15 protein-coding genes, 5 pseudogenes and 1 riboswitch are annotated in these 18,188 nt (G+C 38.1%); of the genes and pseudogenes, 7 read left to right on the plus strand and 13 right to left on the minus strand.

All coding sequences use genetic code 11. The features are described 5' to 3' along the window. Positions 1-471 precede the first annotated feature (471 nt). The 3 genes and pseudogenes from RGF10_RS22050 to RGF10_RS22060 form a co-directional block, all read left to right on the plus strand. Positions 472-1,413 (plus strand): cation diffusion facilitator family transporter, encoded by a 942-nt coding sequence (locus tag RGF10_RS22050; RefSeq protein WP_318505794.1) that lies wholly within the window; start codon positions 472-474, stop codon positions 1,411-1,413. A 516-nt stretch (positions 1,414-1,929) separates the two neighbouring features. Further along, the gene (locus RGF10_RS22055) at positions 1,930-3,120 is read left to right on the plus strand and encodes a CHASE4 domain-containing protein (protein ID WP_318505797.1); all 1,191 of its coding nucleotides are present in this window, start codon (positions 1,930-1,932) and stop codon (positions 3,118-3,120) included. Between the two features lie 484 nt (positions 3,121-3,604). Then, positions 3,605-4,456 (plus strand): annotated as a pseudogene (locus tag RGF10_RS22060) (methyl-accepting chemotaxis protein); the annotation flags it as partial. A gap of 221 nt (positions 4,457-4,677) precedes the next feature. Here the strand turns inward: RGF10_RS22060 and rlmD are convergent. The 8 genes and pseudogenes from rlmD to cax all read right to left on the minus strand — a co-directional run bounded on the left by rlmD (position 4,678) and on the right by cax (position 11,972). Then, entirely contained in the window at positions 4,678-6,060 is a 1,383-nt protein-coding gene (gene rlmD / locus RGF10_RS22065) for a 23S rRNA (uracil(1939)-C(5))-methyltransferase RlmD (protein WP_318505799.1), read from the minus strand. A 17-nt stretch (positions 6,061-6,077) separates the two neighbouring features. After that, a pseudogene (locus RGF10_RS22070) lies at positions 6,078-6,197 on the minus strand (DNA-3-methyladenine glycosylase 2 family protein); the annotation flags it as partial. Positions 6,198-6,329: 132 nt separating this feature from the next. Next, a pseudogene (gene pdaA, locus RGF10_RS22075) lies at positions 6,330-7,087 on the minus strand (delta-lactam-biosynthetic de-N-acetylase). Between the two features lie 384 nt (positions 7,088-7,471). After that, positions 7,472-9,023, minus strand: a pseudogene (locus RGF10_RS22080) (fumarate hydratase). A gap of 203 nt (positions 9,024-9,226) precedes the next feature. Beyond that, a complete protein-coding gene (locus RGF10_RS22085) occupies positions 9,227-9,421 on the minus strand; it encodes an SE1561 family protein (protein WP_318505801.1) in 195 nt (64 codons plus the stop codon). Positions 9,422-9,452: 31 nt separating this feature from the next. After that, positions 9,453-9,659 (minus strand): hypothetical protein, encoded by a 207-nt coding sequence (locus tag RGF10_RS22090; RefSeq protein ID WP_318505803.1) that lies wholly within the window; start codon positions 9,657-9,659, stop codon positions 9,453-9,455. Positions 9,660-9,908: 249 nt separating this feature from the next. After that, positions 9,909-10,697: a YfkD famly protein gene (locus tag RGF10_RS22095; RefSeq protein WP_412176759.1), complete on the minus strand. Its 789-nt coding sequence runs from the start codon at positions 10,695-10,697 to the stop codon at positions 9,909-9,911. A 213-nt stretch (positions 10,698-10,910) separates the two neighbouring features. Next, positions 10,911-11,972 (minus strand): calcium/proton exchanger, encoded by a 1,062-nt coding sequence (cax, locus tag RGF10_RS22100; protein ID WP_318505807.1) that lies wholly within the window; start codon positions 11,970-11,972, stop codon positions 10,911-10,913. Between the two features lie 158 nt (positions 11,973-12,130). Here cax and RGF10_RS22105 point away from each other — a divergent pair, with 158 nt between their 5' ends. Beyond that, positions 12,131-13,306 (plus strand): MFS transporter, encoded by a 1,176-nt coding sequence (locus RGF10_RS22105; protein ID WP_318505809.1) that lies wholly within the window; start codon positions 12,131-12,133, stop codon positions 13,304-13,306. Between the two features lie 237 nt (positions 13,307-13,543). Here the strand turns inward: RGF10_RS22105 and RGF10_RS22110 are convergent, their stop codons facing one another. From RGF10_RS22110 to RGF10_RS22120, 3 genes and pseudogenes are all read right to left on the minus strand, one after another. Then, positions 13,544-14,365 carry a YihY/virulence factor BrkB family protein gene (locus tag RGF10_RS22110; RefSeq protein ID WP_318509646.1) on the minus strand — a complete coding sequence of 274 codons (822 nt, stop codon included), beginning with the start codon at positions 14,363-14,365 and terminating at the stop codon, positions 13,544-13,546. 30 nt (positions 14,366-14,395) lie between these two features. Beyond that, positions 14,396-14,764: a YtxH domain-containing protein gene (locus RGF10_RS22115; RefSeq protein ID WP_318505811.1), complete on the minus strand. Its 369-nt coding sequence runs from the start codon at positions 14,762-14,764 to the stop codon at positions 14,396-14,398. 14 nt (positions 14,765-14,778) lie between these two features. Then, positions 14,779-15,244: pseudogene (locus RGF10_RS22120) on the minus strand (low molecular weight protein-tyrosine-phosphatase). A 130-nt stretch (positions 15,245-15,374) separates the two neighbouring features. Here RGF10_RS22120 and RGF10_RS22125 point away from each other — a divergent pair. Next, positions 15,375-15,596, plus strand: a complete 222-nt coding sequence (locus RGF10_RS22125; RefSeq protein WP_318505813.1) for a DUF1128 domain-containing protein — start codon at positions 15,375-15,377, stop codon at positions 15,594-15,596. Positions 15,597-15,647: 51 nt separating this feature from the next. Here RGF10_RS22125 and map read toward each other — a convergent pair whose 3' ends face one another. Next, the gene (map, locus tag RGF10_RS22130) at positions 15,648-16,400 is read right to left on the minus strand and encodes a type I methionyl aminopeptidase (RefSeq protein WP_318505816.1); all 753 of its coding nucleotides are present in this window, start codon (positions 16,398-16,400) and stop codon (positions 15,648-15,650) included. Between the two features lie 232 nt (positions 16,401-16,632). Between map and RGF10_RS22135 the strand changes: the two genes are divergently transcribed. Further along, positions 16,633-16,956: a helix-turn-helix domain-containing protein gene (locus RGF10_RS22135; RefSeq protein ID WP_318505817.1), complete on the plus strand. Its 324-nt coding sequence runs from the start codon at positions 16,633-16,635 to the stop codon at positions 16,954-16,956. Between the two features lie 114 nt (positions 16,957-17,070). On the opposite strand, the gene RGF10_RS22140 is transcribed toward RGF10_RS22135, so the two are convergent. Beyond that, a complete protein-coding gene (locus RGF10_RS22140) occupies positions 17,071-17,199 on the minus strand; it encodes an anti-repressor SinI family protein (protein WP_318505819.1) in 129 nt (42 codons plus the stop codon). Positions 17,200-17,215: 16 nt separating this feature from the next. Further along, a riboswitch (cyclic di-GMP riboswitch) is annotated at positions 17,216-17,311 on the minus strand. A gap of 710 nt (positions 17,312-18,021) precedes the next feature. On the opposite strand from RGF10_RS22140, the gene RGF10_RS22145 reads away from it, so the two are divergent. Further along, positions 18,022-18,186: a hypothetical protein gene (locus RGF10_RS22145; RefSeq protein WP_318505821.1), complete on the plus strand. Its 165-nt coding sequence runs from the start codon at positions 18,022-18,024 to the stop codon at positions 18,184-18,186. The last annotated feature ends 2 nt before the right edge of the window (positions 18,187-18,188 follow it).

Below are 18,188 nucleotides of genomic sequence, written 5' to 3' on the forward strand. Positions count from 1 at the left end.
AGTTCAAATGCATTTTGAAAAATTGGATTTGGTTCATAATTATTTTTTAGGACAAGCTTGACGACTAACTCTACCAACTTGAGTGTGAATCCAGATAATATTTAACTATACCTTTAAAAATCTTACCAGATGATAGCTGGTTAAAGAACTATTTTGAAATCTAATATGAAATTATACAACAAAAACTTTTGTTTTATTTTGCACGCCTCCATGCTCCCATAATTTAGAAATGAATCAATATTGGATTGATTAAAAATGCTTTACTATTTGGGGGACAACCAAACAACGAACGAAACAACTAAAATCAACAAATAATAATTATTATAATATAAATCTCAAATTGATAACCAATATCATTATTTCAGCAGAATCAGTTGTGAATATTATTCTCAATTAGAATAGTCTATTCTCAATTAAAATTGACAAAGCAATCCATAAAGAAGTATATTTACATTGAAAGGGGACGGTATTATGAAAAGCAATGATTTTCATCATCTAGATCATGTAAAAGAACAACATAAATCAAAAAAAGCATTATGGATTACTTTAATCCTTACGCTGTTTTTTACCGTGGTAGAAATTGTCGGAGGGATATTGGCTGATTCTTTAGCTCTCTTGTCTGATTCTGCCCACATGATGTCTGATGTACTTGCTTTGGGATTAAGTATGACGGCCATTTACTTGGCTACTAAAAAATCAAACAATAAATATACATTTGGATATCTGCGTTTCGAGATACTTGCGTCTTTTTTAAACGGTCTTGCTTTAGTCGTTATCGCTATAGGTATTTTTGTTGAGGGGATTAAAAGAATCCTTAGTCCAAGAGAAGTTGATTTACAATTAATGCTAAGCGTTGCCTTGATAGGATTGTTGGTTAATATTATTCTTACTATCGTCTTAATGCGCAGTACCAGAGAGGAGAATAATCTTAATGTAAAAAGTGCGCTGTGGCACTTTATAGGAGACTTATTAAATTCTGTTGGTGTTATCATTTCTGCCGTTTTGATTTATTTTACGGATCTTTATATTATAGACCCTCTAATTAGTTTAATTATCGGTGTTGTCATTTTTATTGGCGGTGCAAAAATAATTCGCGAGTCATATTTTATTTTGATGGAGACAGTGCCCGAAACATTTGATCTTGATTTAATCCGCAAAGATATTCAGTCAGTTTTAGGTGTTAAAGACGTTCATGAGTTGCATCTATGGGCCATTACTACTGACCATCACTCTTTAACAGCACATATATTTATAGATGAAGACAGTGATCCTTTTAGCATAGTTGATATTATCAATAAAATATTAAAAGATAAGCATGGACTGGATCACTCAACTGTACAAATTGAACATCCAGAAATAAATGAACACGGACCTTATGGAAAAAAATTCATTTATGAAAACAGACATGCATAATAATTCAAAACATAATGAAAGAACGGCCGCTTTATAGGTAATCTAAGTTTTTCGACATAAAGGTTTTTTACTAGTCACTCCTGATAACAATCAAGTCGACTATTAGGAAAACATACCATTAAAATTAGCAAAACCCATGGGAATGGTGTAAGTAAGCCTTTTCCATGGGTTATTATTCTTATTATTGTACCACTAAAAAATTCTTTTTCCTTTTTACCCCACTTAAACCCACATTCTTTCGCCCGCTGTTAAAATTAATTTCAATTGTCATTTCATCATTAAAGGACAAAACGAGTTAATTTACCAAATTCTGATAAAGACTACTTCTTATATCCTTAACATTCTTTTTAAATTTAGGATAAATATAATATAATTGAATGTTCGATTATATGTAACATTTTCCAAAAAAATCTACAAAATTATACAAAAAATAAATATTTATTCTAATATTTTAATATAATTATTCTGTTAATTAAAAAACAGTGACTTATTTACTATTTTATTTGGGGTGTATATATGAAAAAAGTTTTACAATCATTGCAGTTCAAAATGCTATCAATAATAATTATACTTTTGGTTATCCCTATTTCCATTGCAGGTTCTTATTTATATTTCCATATAACCAGTGATTTAACACAAATGGAAAAAGAAAGAGTTCTTACATCAAGTTTGGCGACGGAAAAACTAATAAAGAATTTTGGAAATCAACTATTAGATACAACAAAGTCTAATGCCTATTGGGAAGATTATAGACAAGCAGTAGAAAATAAAGATTTAACATGGATAAATGATAATGTTAATTCAATTAAAGATACTGTTCCCAACCTACACTTTATTGCAACAGTTGATTTAAATGGAAATGTCATCTCAGAGGTCGGAGATGTAAAAGAATTCTCAGGTAAACTCGGCAATTCCTCCATTATAGGGAAACTGAAAAATAACAGTGACTTTTCAGGTCTTATTCAGACCTCAAAAGGCTTAGCAGTAATCGCTGTTTCAAAAATTACAAATGAAGAAGGTAATAATCCATCAGGGATATTAATTTTTGGGAGAATTCTTGATAACAATGCTCTAAATGAAATTAAGGCTACTTTACATAATGATATTACTTTGTTAACTGACAATGGAAAATTATTAACTACATCATCTAAAGTTGATAAAAATAAACTTTTTGCTTATGTAACTGAAAAGAATCTAAATCTGAAAAGTTTTAAGACATCGAATTCTGGATCAATTGAATATGCAGAAATGGTATCAGCATTAAATGATTTTACAAATAAACCGATTGGTGTTTTATATGTTACTGAAAAACAAATAACAAGCACATCTGTTAAAAACAGTTTAATCAACGTTAACCTTTCTATCGGTATTATTTTCATTATTATTTTGATATTACTCTCTGTATTGATTTATAAACTTATTATTAAACCTATTCAGCAAATAGTAGACATCTCAGAAGATGTTTCAAAAGGAAATTTGGAACATGAAGTTAACGAAAATATTGCCAAGCGAAAAGATGAGTTGGGTAAATTAGGTTATTCAATGAATATTTTGATAATCAATTTCCGTAACTTAATTAAAGAGATTAAAAAAAACATAGATCATTCAGCCGTTAATGCCCATGAATTAGAAGGGTCCATGAATAAAGCTAACGATTCCGTAAGTAAGTTAGTTGCTTCTATTCAGCAAGTCAGCCGGGAACACTAGTGTTACTACATCCAATGTTGAGGAAATTTCTGCTTCAGTGCAACAAATGAGTGCTTCTATTAATTTAGTGGCGGAAAATGGAGATAGTTTAGCAGTTGCAGCTGTCGAAACATCTTCTGCTATTCAAGAAATGATGGCATCCATTGAACAAGTAGATGCTAATGTAAGAAATGCAGAAGAAAATGTTGACCAGATCTCAACTGCTATTGAAAAAATGAGCAAATCTATTAATGGTGTAAATAAAAATGCCAATATTTTAGCTGTAGCTTCAGAACAGACCTCTGAAACAGTTAAGGAAATGGTTGTATCGATTATGCAAGTGGCCAATAGTGCACAAACAGTTAATCAACTCAGTCAATCAGTTAAAGAGGATGCCCTAGAAGGAACGCATTCTTTAGTTGAGACATTGAATGGAATGAACGAGATTTCTCAAGTGATTGAACAAGCTAGTCAGGTAATGGAGTCATTAGACGAAAGTTCCGAAGAGATTGGAAGTATTATCGAGGTAATTAATAACATTGCTGAACAAACAAATTTGTTAGCACTTAATGCAGCAATCGAAGCGGCCCGAGCAGGAGAACATGGAAAAGGTTTCGCAGTGGTTGCCGAAGAAGTCCGTAAACTAGCTGAACGATCTGCAAAAGCCACGAAAGAAATAGCTGACCTGATCAAGGGAGTTCAAGCGGAAACTACTATTGCAGTCTCCTCTATTAAAGAAGGTACCGAAAAGGTTAATGAAGGAAATCTACTAGCAGAAAAAACGAATCAGGCGATTAAGAAAATTACAAATGGGATTACTCGAGTAACAGAGGAAATGAACCAGATTGCAAAAGCAACAGTGGAACAAAGCGCAAAGAGTGAATCTATTATAAGGTCTGTAGAAAATGCTAAAAAACTGGCAATGGAAATGACTCATACTACTAAAGATGAGTCAATCACTGCTGAAGCAATTCTTAACAGCATCCTCAATATAAAAGAAAAAGTTCAACAGATTTCTCTTGCAACCTCTGGACAAGCTAAAGGAATCCAGGCAATAGTAGCTGCAGTAGAGAATGTAACCGATCAATCTAGCTCTGTGACCAATGCAACAAAGGAACAGGGGTTTACTGCCAAGGAAATCGTTCGTAATATCAATTCGATGAAAGAAATGATTAGAGAAATGACAATTGCAACGAATGATCAGGCAAGATACGGAAAAGAAATTGCATTAGAAGTAGAAAATGTTCTTAAGCAAACAGAAGAATTATATAATGGTATTGAAACTCAAACAAAAGAGGTAGAAGATGTAGCCCAAGTAATCACCAATGTGAATACACAAGTTGAAAAACTAAAATAAGACATTAATCAGAATACCCAAACAAAAGGTAAGAATCATTTTCCCTTTTATGTTCTTAAGAATATAAAAGGGGAAAATTGAATCTCCGTAAGTAAATACATCACAGATACAAAATCAGCCCCATTATACAATGGTTTTCATTAAGGTGGGGCTATTTGACACTTACTAAAGTACATGTTACAGATTAAAACCCAGTCATAAGACTGGGCAATTTTTTTATACTAAAATAAAATAAGTTTAACAATACACTCAACGTGAGAAGTCTGTGGAAACATATCAACCGGCTGAATATACTCTACACTGAACTTCGAACTTAACACCTGAATATCCTTCGCCAATGTCGACGGATTACAGGACACATAAACAACCTTCTTCGGTTCAACCTGCAAAATCGTATTCAACAACTGCTGGTCTAGTCCTGTTCTTGGTGGGTCGACCACTATTACGTCCGGCTTCCAACCCTTTTTCACCCATTTCGGCAGAACCTCTTCCGCTTTACCCGGTACATACTTTGTATTGTTAAAGCCGTGCCGTTTGGCATTTTTCTTTGCGTCCTCAATCGATTCAGGAATGATATCCATACCGCGAATTTCACCAGCTTGATTGGCAAGCCATAAACCAATTGTACCGACACCACAATAAGCATCCACAACCTTTTCAACACCAGTTAACGCAGCCGCTTTCTTAACCTCGTCATAAAGCTTCACTGTTTGCTCTGGGTTTAACTGGAAGAATGTCCGTGCAGATAACTCAAAAGACAAATCACCTAGTGTTTCTTGAATAAACTCTTCTCCCTCTAACGCAACTGTTTCCCCGCCAAAAATGAGTGAAGTCTTTGCACCATTTATGTTTTGCATGATCGATTTTACATCAGGAAGCGCATCAATGATTCTTTCGACCAGATACTCTTTCTTCGGAAGTTCCTTTTGGGATGTGATTAACACGATTTGCAGCTCACCCGATTGAACTCCGACCCTTGCCACAATCGTGCGAACAATGCCTTTACGCTTTTTCTCATTATAAATAGGAATCTGGAGATCCTGTAATATTTTCTTAACCGTTTCTGTTGCTTTATTTGTTTGTGGGTGCTGAACGGCACATTGGTGAATGTCGATAAGCTGATGCGAGTTCATACCGTACAACCCAGCAAGGACAGTTCCAGTCGCACTCATACCGACTTGGAACTGACTTTTGTTACGGTAGCCCCAAGGATTCTCCATGCCGATCGTTGGACGAATATCAAGCTGATCGAGTGGTAATTTCGTATGGCGCTCGAATGATTGAATGACGATGTCACGCTTTTCCTTGAGCTGTTGCTCATAGGATAAATGCTGAAGCTGACAGCCGCCGCATTGGTCGTAAACTGGGCAAAGTGGTTGAACGCGATGCTCGGACGGCTTACGGATCTTTTTGATTTTTGCCTCAGCGAACTTTGGATTAATGTTGGTTGCTTCGACGACGACTTCTTCGCCAGGCAAGGCACCTGGTACGAATACGACCTGGCGTTTGAAATATCCGACGCCTTCACCATTGATTCCTAAACGTTTAATCGTTAACGGGAAGGTTTGTCCCGGGGTTAATTTTACTGTTTCTTGTTTTTGCATGATTTTCTCACTCCAATTTATTCGATGATACTCCATAGGTATAATGAAGCGTAGCTTAAGTACGGTTCCCAGTCTTTCTTGTATTGCTCCATTTCTTCAATCGTCTGTTTTCTATTCATGTTATATAGCTTTTTTAAAGGTATAAGGTCCTTTAATTGTTGTATTCTTTTGCCACACGTTTGAAAGTCCGTCCTTTTCATTATGCATATCTTCTATTGTAGCAAAAAGAACCCAGGTATACTATCCGGGGAAATCGCGAACATTCTACGTTAATATAGCATATGTTCTTTTTGCTCATTATTCAAGATTAAATCGTCTAGGCTTTTGAACTTGTAACCATCGCTTTTTAAATCCTGAAGAACCTTCTCAAGCGCATCGGAATTATCCTTAGAGACGGAATGGAGTAGGATGATGGAGCCAGGGTGGACCTGACGCATAATGTTGTCATAAGAATATTTCCAGCCCTTTTGCTCGTATTTGTTCCAATCAATAAACGCAAGTGACCAAAATACGTGGATGTAGCCCATTTCTTTCGCCTTTGCGAGCGTTCTTTCGGTGAACACACCGCGTGGCGGGCGCAGGTACATCATGTGCTTTTGCCCGGTTAGCCTTTCCGTTTCTTTGCGAACCTTTTCTAGTTCTTCCTCCATGCGCTCATCACTTATTTTTGAAAAATCAGGATGATGCCACGAGTGATTTCCAATGATATGCCCCTCTTTCACCATCCGCTTAACAAGTTTGGGGGAGCTCCTTAAGTATTGACCGGTAACAAAGAAGGTGGCCGGGACTTTTTCTTGTTTTAAAACATCAAGGATATGTGGGGTGTAGCCATTTTCGTAGCCCGCATCAAAGGTTAAGTAGAGTACCTTTGAGTTTGTATCGTCTTTATAGTAGGCGCCGTGACGTTCGATAATGTCTTCGAGCATTTTTCCGGCATCGGCCGGCTTGCCGTCGACTCCTTTTTAAAGCCCCAGTGGATGGGGGCATTACTATATTGACCATATGCTGTTGTAGCCATTCCCAGCATCAGGAATAAGATCAGTACGAGATGCCGATAACCTAGTTTCATTGTCATCCTCCAACGTTGTTTTGTTCTAGTTGTTTAATGGTTGGTGCATTACCGTCTTTATTATTCCCAGGATTTTTGGAAACATGGCATTGGATTTTATTTTATAAAGTAGGCGAATGAAAAAGGGTACAGTTTCCGCCAAGTCCGACGATTAATTATCGACTTAAATCCCTTTACGCCCAAGTAAAGCCCGAGAAAATCACCAATAATTTCTTCAACCTAATATCCCACTAGGTTCAAATAAAAATTGATTATCGTCGTACTCTCTTCCAAAAATAACCATATAAAACCTAAACAAAAAGGACCAGTATGCCTTTCAGCGGCACGCTGGTCCTGCTTACATTAAAATACTTTTTCTTTAAACTGAGCTAATTTTTCTAATGAGGATTGGTCAATATCCTTGTGAAGGCTGTTACCGTGTGAATCCATTGTGACAACGGCTGTGAAGCCTTCCACTTGAAGGTGCCACATCGCTTCAGGAATACCGAATTGAAGCAGGTCAACGCCATCTACTGATTTAATACAATCTGCATAGTATTGTGCAGCGCCACCGATTGCGTTTAAGTATACGCCACCATGCTCTTCAAGTGCAGCAAGCGTTTTAGGTCCCATGCCGCCTTTACCCATAACGACGCGGATACCGAAGCGTTTCATGATGTCACCTTGGTATGGCTCCTCACGGATACTGGTTGTTGGTCCAGCTGCTTTTACATGCCATTTTCCTTCTTCATCTTTTAGCATGACTGGTCCACAGTGGTAAATAATTTGACCGTTTAAGTCTACTGGCGCATCATCGCGCTCAGATAAATATTTGTGGATCGCATCACGGCCTGTATACATTAAGCCGTTGATTTTTACAACGTCCCCAACTTTAAGGGCACGAATTTGCTCTTCGGTAATTGGTGCTTGAAGGGTTACGACATTGCTCTCTGTTTCAGTAGATGCAGCCACTTCTTGTGCCGCTTCTGTTTCAGCAAAATCGATTTTTTCACCCTCTTGGTACAACCATTCGTTGATTTCGCCTGTTTCCGGATTTACTTTTACACCTTGACGGCGGAATGCCCAACAGTTGTATGCAACGGAAACGAAGAAGCTAGCTGGAAGACGATTATATACACCGACTTTACAGCCGAGTAGTGTTGTTTCGCCGCCGAAGCCCATTGTTCCAATGCCAAGCTCGTTAGCCTTGTCCATTATATATTCTTCAAGCTTACGTAAATCTTCATTCGGATTCACGTCATCGTTTGAGCGGAAAAGTTGATCTTTTGCTAGCTCGTAACCTGACGTACGGTCGCCACCGATTCCAACGCCGATGAAAGCCGGCGCTACAGCCTTGACCTTGTGCTTGATAAACTGAATGAAGAACGCATTTGCGGATTCCGTCTAAATCACGGCCAGCACGTCCAAGTCCTTCAATTTCAGCAGGAAGGCTATATTGGATGTTTTTGTTCTCACAGCCGCCCCCTTTTAAAATAAGGCGCGCATCGATGTAATCATTTTCCCATTGGTAAAATTTTATCACCGGCGTTCCTTCACCTAGGTTGTCGCCTGTGTTGTCACCTGTGAGGGAGTCAACGGAATTAGAGCGAAGCTTACCGTCCTTAGTAGCTTGTGCAATCGCTGCCCTGATTGCTTTTGCCATTTCGATTTGGTTAGCACCAACAGGAGTTTTGATTTTAAACGTTGGCATTCCCGTGTCCTGGCAGATTGGCGACACTTTGTCGTCCGCCATTTTGATGTTTTTCGTAATGGTGGCTAAGCTCATTGCTGATCTTGTGCCAGCGCTTTCACGTTCTTTCGCAGCAGCAACTGCACGTCGAACGTCCTTTGGCAGGTTTGTAGATGTTTCAACAATGAGTTGATACATACTCTCCTGAAACTTTTCGATGTTCATTTGGTTTCCCCTTCCTCATGGTTCGAAAGTTTTTCGATAGTTTGAATATTTTTATTATTTGTCAACAATGTCTATTATACTCTGATAGAGATTAGATGAAAAGTATCAGGAATTGGGGAACCATGTCAGATTTCTTGGAATGATGCTTTCATCCTTTTGTAGGCTATTTTTCCATAAAAAAAATAGCCAGGTTGGTGTCCCGGCTATTCTTCGTCTAAATCACGATTATTAAATTCACGGCATTTGGATTCGAGCTCATCAATAAATGAAATAAGACGGTCGATATCCTCTAAATCAGCATCTTCTGGATCAATTGCATCAAGGACATCGATAAACATATTTAAGCGATGCTTTAAAAAATCAACCTGTTGGTTTTTATCCTGGATTTTGCTACCCAAAACGTTCTCCCCTTTCAGTTTCGATACCATCCTACCGAAAAAAACGACAATGCGCAATGTTTTCTTCTATTATTCCCTGATTTGGGTGGTGAAAACCCGTGAAAAAAACGCCACTGGGGCGTTTTTTTAATGTCCAAAATTTTTTATCGGTTCCATTTGGATTTTTATCGGTCGCTTTGAATTTTTTATCGGTCGCTTCACGAAATTTATCGGTCGCTTTACCAATTTTATCGGTCAATTTGGATAATGTCACACCCTAAAGAGATGACCGGTCCAGCTTATCGGCCCTATTTTTAGTTTTATCGACCTTATTTTAAAGTTTATCGACCCTATTCCATGATTTATCGACCTTATTCCCAATTTTATCGGCCAAAGTGGAAAATCTCACAGACTACAATAGAGTTGACCTGAACTAGTTCTCTGCCCAGTTATCGGCCAATGTAAATAATATCACCAAGCTCAAGCCACCGTTTTGTCCCACATACCATTACCGCGGTCTTTCAGCAGCAGCAAAGCTGAACGATACATGATCCTGGATCGGAATCCATGCACCAACCCCTTGAGAGGTTACGTTTTTAATGACGATAATCTTTTTATTGCCTTTGAGCATTAAATAGACTTCGCCGTAGGTGACTTTGCCCTTTTCATTAACGGCTGGGGCGAAACCATACAAATAGCCTAGACGTTTCGGCGGGATGTTGTAGATTTGGTCATTTTTAGTACCCAATCCGATTACGGTTTCAAATGCTAGTGGAAGTTTTGTTTTTTCCATTGCCTTTAACAGCATCATTTTTTTAACATCCTCAGAATTTGGAATCTTTGTAGTGAGGCCGCCACGAATGAGCTTCTGTGCCTCCTGTACATAGTGCGTTTGATATGGCTGGTTGCCACCACGGTTGTCGTAATAGTTTGTATTGATTTTTTGATATTCCCAGTTGGGAGCGGTTTCGACTGACTCGTAATTTAATGGCCACTGACCTAGGTAAATAACGGCTCGATATCCTATAGCAAATGGTGTGCTGTTAATGTTTGACTCATTGAGCATACGGATTAAATCCGGATTCTCAATTTTCACCTTTGTAGATTCAAGCAATTTTTTTGTTAATTCACTTGGCTGTAATAGTGGCATATCCTGTGTTGGATTCGGATACGTATTTTCCTTTGCAATATTTTTAACTGAGTTTGGAACATGATATTGTTCAACGTTTTGAGCTTTCGGTTGACTCGGCTTTCCTTTTTCATTTTCGGCAAAGGTTTGAGGTAAGAATGAAAGCATAATTAAGCTACATAGTGCCAAAATGGATAATAATTTTCTCACAATGTCAAACTCCCTTCATATCCTATCAATCGATATGACTAGTTTTTTCGGAGTCCATAAAAATTATCCATCGATTCCTCAAACAGCGAAAAAAATAATCATTCGTTCCCTGCTAAGGAAAATAAACAAAAAAAGTGCCCTGCTTATGAAACGCGCAAGGCACAAAAAAAATTATAATAAATAAAAACCGATGCCCATAATGACATAGGCGGCAAGTAAGGTTAAGCCTTCAAACCAGTTTGTTTCACCATCGTTTGAGAGAATAACCATCAACAAGACCGATGATACCATTGCGACAAGCTCTGGCATCGTGAACACGAGCGGCATTTGAGTTGGAAAGAATAAAGAAACAAGCATCAACACAGGTGCAACAAACATTGCGACCTGTAATGTTGACCCAACCGCAATTTCCACCGCGATGTCCATCTTATTTTTAAACGCCATAATGACCGCTGAAGCATGCTCGGCAGCATTTCCGACAATCGCAACGATGATAACCCCGATGAATAGCTCAGTCCAGCCAAATGAATGAGCAACAGATTCAAATGTATGTACAAGCTTTTCTGAAACATAGGCAACGGCAACAGTTGCTAAAGCCAAAATCGCAATCGCCTTACCTTTGCTCCATTCTGGTTCTTCTTCATGATGCTCTTCTGCCCCACTATCACCATGCTGATAAACCCCGCGGTGTGTAACAAGCTTGAAAAATAGTGCCGATAAATAAAGTGCAATTAATATGACAGAGATTCCAATACTTAAGTTAATTGTTTTGGCTTCATTCATTTCTAGTGAAAAAACTTCAGGAATGACAAACGCTACGAACACCGCAAACATCAGTAATCCAGAATTATGTCTGGCATCATAAACGTTAAATTTCTGACGTTTAAATTTGAGGCCGCCAATAAAAAATGATAAACCAGCAACGAGAAGTAAATTCCCGAGCACCGAACCGGTTAAGGAAGCAAGGACAACGCCAATTAATCCAGCTTTTAAAGCAAAAATCGAGATGATGAGCTCAACTGCATTTCCGAAGGTGGCATTGAGCAAGCCGCCAATTCGCGGTCCGGTAACAATCGCCAGACTCTCGGTTGCTCGTCCCATAAAGCTTGCCAAGGCAATGATCGTTAAGCAATAAATAACAAATAGAAGGATACTTGGCCAGTGCAGAAGGGTTCCGATAACCGATAAAGGAACACCAACAAAAGTCAGTATCATAAAGATTTTATTTACCATTTCAACTACTCCTTTTCTAACATAGGAAATTATTTCCTCACCCAATTAAGAGATTACACTATTTTTTTAGTAGATGAAATATAAAGTTCCATATTTCTTGCAAAGTATTCCATTACCCTATACGATCATGAAAGGAAATATATTATGGAGATATAATAATGAATATAAACTCACAAGCCCGTTTCTGGATTTTAATTGGGATCGTCGCTATTTCAGGCTATTCGCAAGGGATGCTTCTCCCGCTTATTGCGATTATTTTTGAAGAGGCAGGTGTTTCCTCAACCTTAAACGGCTTAAATGCTACTGCTCTTTATCTTGGTGTACTCTTTATTGCTCCCTTTATGGAGGGATTATTACGGAAGCTTGGTTATAAGCCAATCATTTTAACAGGCGGTCTATCTGTCGTTATTTCGATTGCATTATTTCCCGTTTGGAAATCGTTTTGGTTTTGGTTTATTTTGCGCTTAATTATTGGCATTGGCGATCATATGCTTCATTTTGGCACACAAACGTGGATCACATACCTTTCACCTGCCCATAAACGCGGCAGGAATTTATCTTTATACGGGTTATTTTTCGGACTTGGCTTTGCAGTTGGACCATTTATGACAAGGCTGGTATATGTAAATGAGGCCCTTCCGTTTATTGTGTCATCCATTCTTACCCTCATGGCTTGGGGTACGGTTTGGTTATTGAAAAATGAATTTCCTGAACAAGTGGGAGATAACCAATCGTTCTTTAGTGTTTTCAAGCGGTTTGGGAAGGTGTTTAAATATGGTTGGGTCGCCTTTCTTCCTCCTTTTGGGTATGGATTTTTGGAAGCGTCATTAAATGGGAATTTTCCTGTTTATGCACTTCGAACCGGGCTAGGTGTCAGTGCGGTTTCGTTCATTTTGCCTTCGTTTGCGATCGGCGGAATTATATTCCAATTACCACTCGGGATGCTGAGCGATAAATTTGGTCGTAAACATATTTTAACGACGATTATGCTGCTTGGGTTTGGCTGTTTTACGATCGCAGGGCTTCTGCAGGATTCAGTCATCGGACTAACGATTTGTTTCTTTATCGCGGGAATGCTTGTGGGCTCGACTTTCTCACTCGGAATTAGTTATATGGCTGATTTGTTATCAAGAGAATTACTTCCAGCCGGGAATTTAATGTGTGGGATTTTTTATAGCCTTGGCAGTATTAGCGGGCCCTTTATCGGAGGACTTACGATTCAGTTTTTGCCAAACGGAGCTTTTTTCTACGTCATTAGTACGATGTTATTGCTCATCTTTATTGCGATAGCAGGATTCCGGCCTGAAAGCAACTGGCAAACAAAATCAACCTAACAGAAAACGGGAAGCACGCAAGGCTTCCCGTTTTTATTTTAGTGATAACCGTTAGATCCATTGGCTGAGCCTGAGGTTTTTTGTTTTGGATGATTCTTTTTCCCTTTTTGTTTTGTCCCGCCGTCTTTTTTTGTATGCTTCGTCATGACTGATCCCTCCGTTAAAAGATGTGGTGCGATTCCACGTCTTTATTTTGAATCGGAACAGGAAACTTACTAGCGGTAAGTTAAGGGATTTTTAGCAATTGTCCTTTCTTACTGTGTAAAACGCATTGATTTCGCCGCCTAAAATAATGATAAATCCGGATAAATAAAACCAAATCATCAAAACAATAATCGCGCCAATACTGCCGTATGTCGCAGAATAATTGGCAAAGTTCCCAACATAATAGGAAAATGCCAACGATGTTACAATCCAGCCTACGGTAGCAAAAACAGCTCCTGGAACCGCACTTAAGCAGGTCAATCTTTTATTAGGGGCAATCCAGTACAGTCCAGTAAACACACAGAAAAGAAAAATTGAACTGAAAACCCAACGCAATGCATTCCAGACTTTAAGAAACTGCTCTGAGAATCCAAATTCGGAAAAAAGAAAATAACCAATTTGCCTTCCAAAAGCCGGGAGAAGCAAGGCAACAACAATCACCATTATCATCCCAATCGTCAACAAAATCGCAATCCCTCTTTCGACGATAAAGGATCGGTTTTCCAGGACATCGTATGCTCTATTAAAGGCAGCGACGATGGCGTGAATTCCATTTGATGCGGACCACAAGGTAGCAATTACCCCGAAGGACAATAGTTTCCCATTTTTGTCCAGGATATCGGATAAGCTTGTCTCAATTAACACCGCCGTGTCACCTGGCGCATAGTCCTTAATAAAGCTAAGCAAATATTCCTGGGTCATTGAAAAATAAGGGAGCAATGTCACTAAAAAAATTAATAACGGAAATAACGAAAGCAAAAAAAAGTAAGCTAATTGTGCGGACAACCCTGAAATATCATCTCTTCCGATTCGCAGCCACAAATGCTTGATGATCGCTGTATTGATAGACACGATTTGATCACCTTTTCTTCTCAAAATCTTAATTTAACTTTGCTTGTCTTGGGGATTATGCTCCGTTTCAGTATATGTATCTTTGATATCGAAAAATACATCCTTTGTTTCTTTTACCACATTAACAACATGTGGAGTGGCCTCCGTTAATTCCTCAACCTTTTCTTTAATAAAGAAAATATCATCGCTAACCTGCTCAATCGTTTGTCTGACCTGCTCGGATGTTGTTTTTACTTTGTCAACCACTTCACCTGGATTTTGAATCATATGAGCAACATTCTTCGTCGCCTTCTTGCAATTAGTTGCCACCGCATTCCGAGTCGGCTTATCGAGCAGACTTAAAGCTCCACCCGCCAATGCCCCAAGAATAATACCTTTCCAGAAGTTCCTTGCTTCGCCCATGTTTTTTCCTCCTTTTAAAGCTCCGCCTTTATCTTTTGCAGCAGCTCGTAACAGCCATCTTTTACTAATTGAAACACTTCATCGAAGTTGCCTGTGTAGTATGGATCCGGGACATCCTTGCCATTGTGGAGCTTCGATAAATCGAGCAATCTAAATACTTGAGCATGATGTGATGCTTGCCTTAAGTCTTCAACATCATCCTGATTTTTCCAGGTCCATTGCAATAATATAATCAAACTCTGTTAGGTCCTCTATTTTAATTTTTCTTGCAACAAGGCCCTCAGTGCTAATATTATTTTCGTTTAATATTTTTCTTGTTCCCTGATGAGGCGGATGACCTATGTGCCAGTCCCCAGTTCCCGCAGAATCAATTTCTATTCTATCCTCTAAGCCTTCCCTACTTACAAGATCTCGAAACACCGCTTCAGCCATCGGCGAACGGCAAATATTGCCCAAACACACGAATAAAACCTTCTTCATCTATCTTCCTCCTTAACCTATATTTTCTCTATATTATAAGTTACTTTCAAGCGACAATGGGGTTGTTTTCGTTGACTTTCAATTCTGAACATGAAAAGATGGGTTTATTACTTGTGAAAGGATGAACTGTGTGAATTTATCCCAGAAGTCAGTTGAAAATGTAGAATTCATGATTGAGAAAATAAAAGAAAAATTGAGAGTAATGAACTTCGGTGCGATCAAACCATCCCATTTTGATGAGGAAATGTACGAGGAGCTCAAGGATATTTACGAATTAGTCATGAAAAAAGAAAATTTCAGTATTAGTGAAATGCAAGCAATCGTTGAGGAATTAGGAAGCCTCCGCAAATAATGATGGACAAAAAAGGGGTGCTGCCACCCCTTTTTTGTATGATGGTTGAAATTAGTCTTCTTGCTCAGTTAGGATGATTGGGCCAGCTTTCGTAATCGCAATCGTATGTTCATATTGTGCGGAATACTTCCCGTCAATGGTCCGTGCTGTCCAGCCATTATTGTCCATCTTCGATTCATAGCTTCCGACATTAATCATAGGCTCAATCGTGAATACCATTCCTTCTTTTATCCGACCACCTTTACCTGGAAGTCCAAAATGTGGAACATCGGGCTTCTCATGAATAACTGCCCCAATACCATGCCCAATAAAGTTACGAACAACGGAAAATCCTTCGCCTTCTGCATAGGTTTGAATGGCATGACCGATATCACCGATACGATTCCCTGGTCTTGCTTGTTCAATTCCCTTATATAATGCCATCTTCGTAACATGTAAGAGCTTGGCCGTCTCATCTGGCAGCCTCCCAACACCGTAAGACCATGCAGAATCAGCTAGAGAGCCATTATAATTCACTACCATATCAATTGTTACGATATCCCCTTCGTTTAATGGTTGCTTTCGTGGGAATCCATGGCAAATTTCATCATTGATGCTCGCACAGGTTGCATATTGATATCCTTTATACCCCTTTTGCTCGGGAGTTGCTCCTTTTTGCTTTAAAAAGCTTTCGACGAACTGATCAATTTCCCACGTTGTAATCCCTGGTTTAATGATCTTCGCAATTTCTTTATGGCAAGCAGCTAGAATTTCACCAGCCTTTTTCATTCCTGCAATTTCCCTTTCAGATTTTAATACAATCATAATTCCTCCACCTTTCTAGCCAACAGTAGTAAAATGTTATATGTAAATACATGCTTCGATTAGCGTCATACCATACAGTATATCATTTAACTAGTTTAATCTCTTTCTTCTTAGCTTCGTACACTTCAGTCAAAATACAAGTTATTCCAACAAAATTTTCGTTCGCTGCATGGAACATTTATCCTAGCTTTGATATAATATCATTATATATGAATAAGGTGAGTGAAGCTTAATGATAGGTGATCGAGTAAAAAGGCTTCGTCTTGAGAAGAAAATGTCACTAACAGAGCTTGCTGATCAAGCAGGTGTTGCGAAGTCTTATTTAAGTTCATTAGAACGCAATCTACAATCTAATCCCTCTATTCAATTCCTAGAAAAAATAGCAACCGTCCTTGGCGTATCTGTTGATTATTTTATCCTTAATAAACAAAACACTGATCAATTAGACAAGGATTGGATTGATTTAGTCAAAGAAGCAATGGATTCTGGTGTTACGAAAGACCAATTTCGTGAATACTTGGAATTTAACAAATGGAAAATTAACCAAAATAAATAAAAAGAGGCTGCGCAGCCTCTTTTTATTTATTTCTAGATTGTAAAATTCCCTCTTCTTCCGCTCCGCTTTTCTTTGAAATACCAGGGCTTTTAAAAGAAAACAGATTACATATTATTAATTGTTACTTTTTTCCTTCAAAAACGTCCGAATTTCATCTTTTTCAATTCCCATCTCTAACGCTTCCATTATTAGCTGTACCCATTCAACATCCAACTCACCATTTACTAATAAATGCTTTGTCATTTTGTTCCTCCATAAATTTGGAAGCCCAGCCATCCTAGTACATTACACCTAATAAGACCTTAGATCTGTGACTTTGCGTCCCTATTTTTCAATAGGTTTGCCCTTTCTTACTTTTTCTCTATTTTACAATGTTTTATTTGGGAAATGTACAAAATTTTGTAAAAATTATAAATATTTTTTATACAAAAAATGACAAATTCTCAATAATTATTACTCATTACTGAATGATGATATGGACATTTTTCACATAATAGACGAGATTATCTTTTCAAAACTATAGTACTTATGGAGGAAAGGAAGCTGTCGAAAACTATTTAGATTAATTATGAACTTTTTGTGTCTATTATCTGAAATTTCAGATAAAATTAGTTATAGAAGGACTAAAAATAATAATCACTATATTTAGGAGGTATTTCCATGACGGTTTGGAACGTATTAAATATCGTATTTCCTCTTGCGGTTATGGTAGGGTTTGGTTTCTTTCTTGACCATGTCTCAGAAGCCGGAAGTACCCACAGAAGAAAGCAATGAATAAACATATATCCAGACGGTCATCATTTAGATGCCCGTTTTTTTATGGAAAGGAGTATTCTACATAAAAGGAAAAAATGATGCTCCTGGGGGGAAAGCATCATTTAAAAGGGTTTATTATCTAAGTTTACATGGGGGTATGTGAACCTTTGAACAATTTGATTATATAACAGACGTATTCTTTTTGTATGTGGATGATTTGTGAACTTTTTCACAAAGATTTTCCCTCCTTCTTCACATCAAATTTGCATTTTTGGGAAAGCTACAAATGGATAGAAAGGGGTGGAGAATTTGGGACGTGGTAAGAGCTTTGAGCATAAGAAAAAAGGTCATCCTGGTAATCTTCCTGACAACAGAATCACCGAAAAACACTCAAAGGAACGCATAGGTGACGAAGAGTTTATTGTTGTCCAGGAGGCGTTTAAAAACCGAGTTGACGGCGAGGATAATACTTAATG

Source organism: Bacillus sp. T3, from assembly GCF_033449965.1.
GTDB lineage: Bacteria > Bacillota > Bacilli > Bacillales > Cytobacillaceae > Bacillus_BU.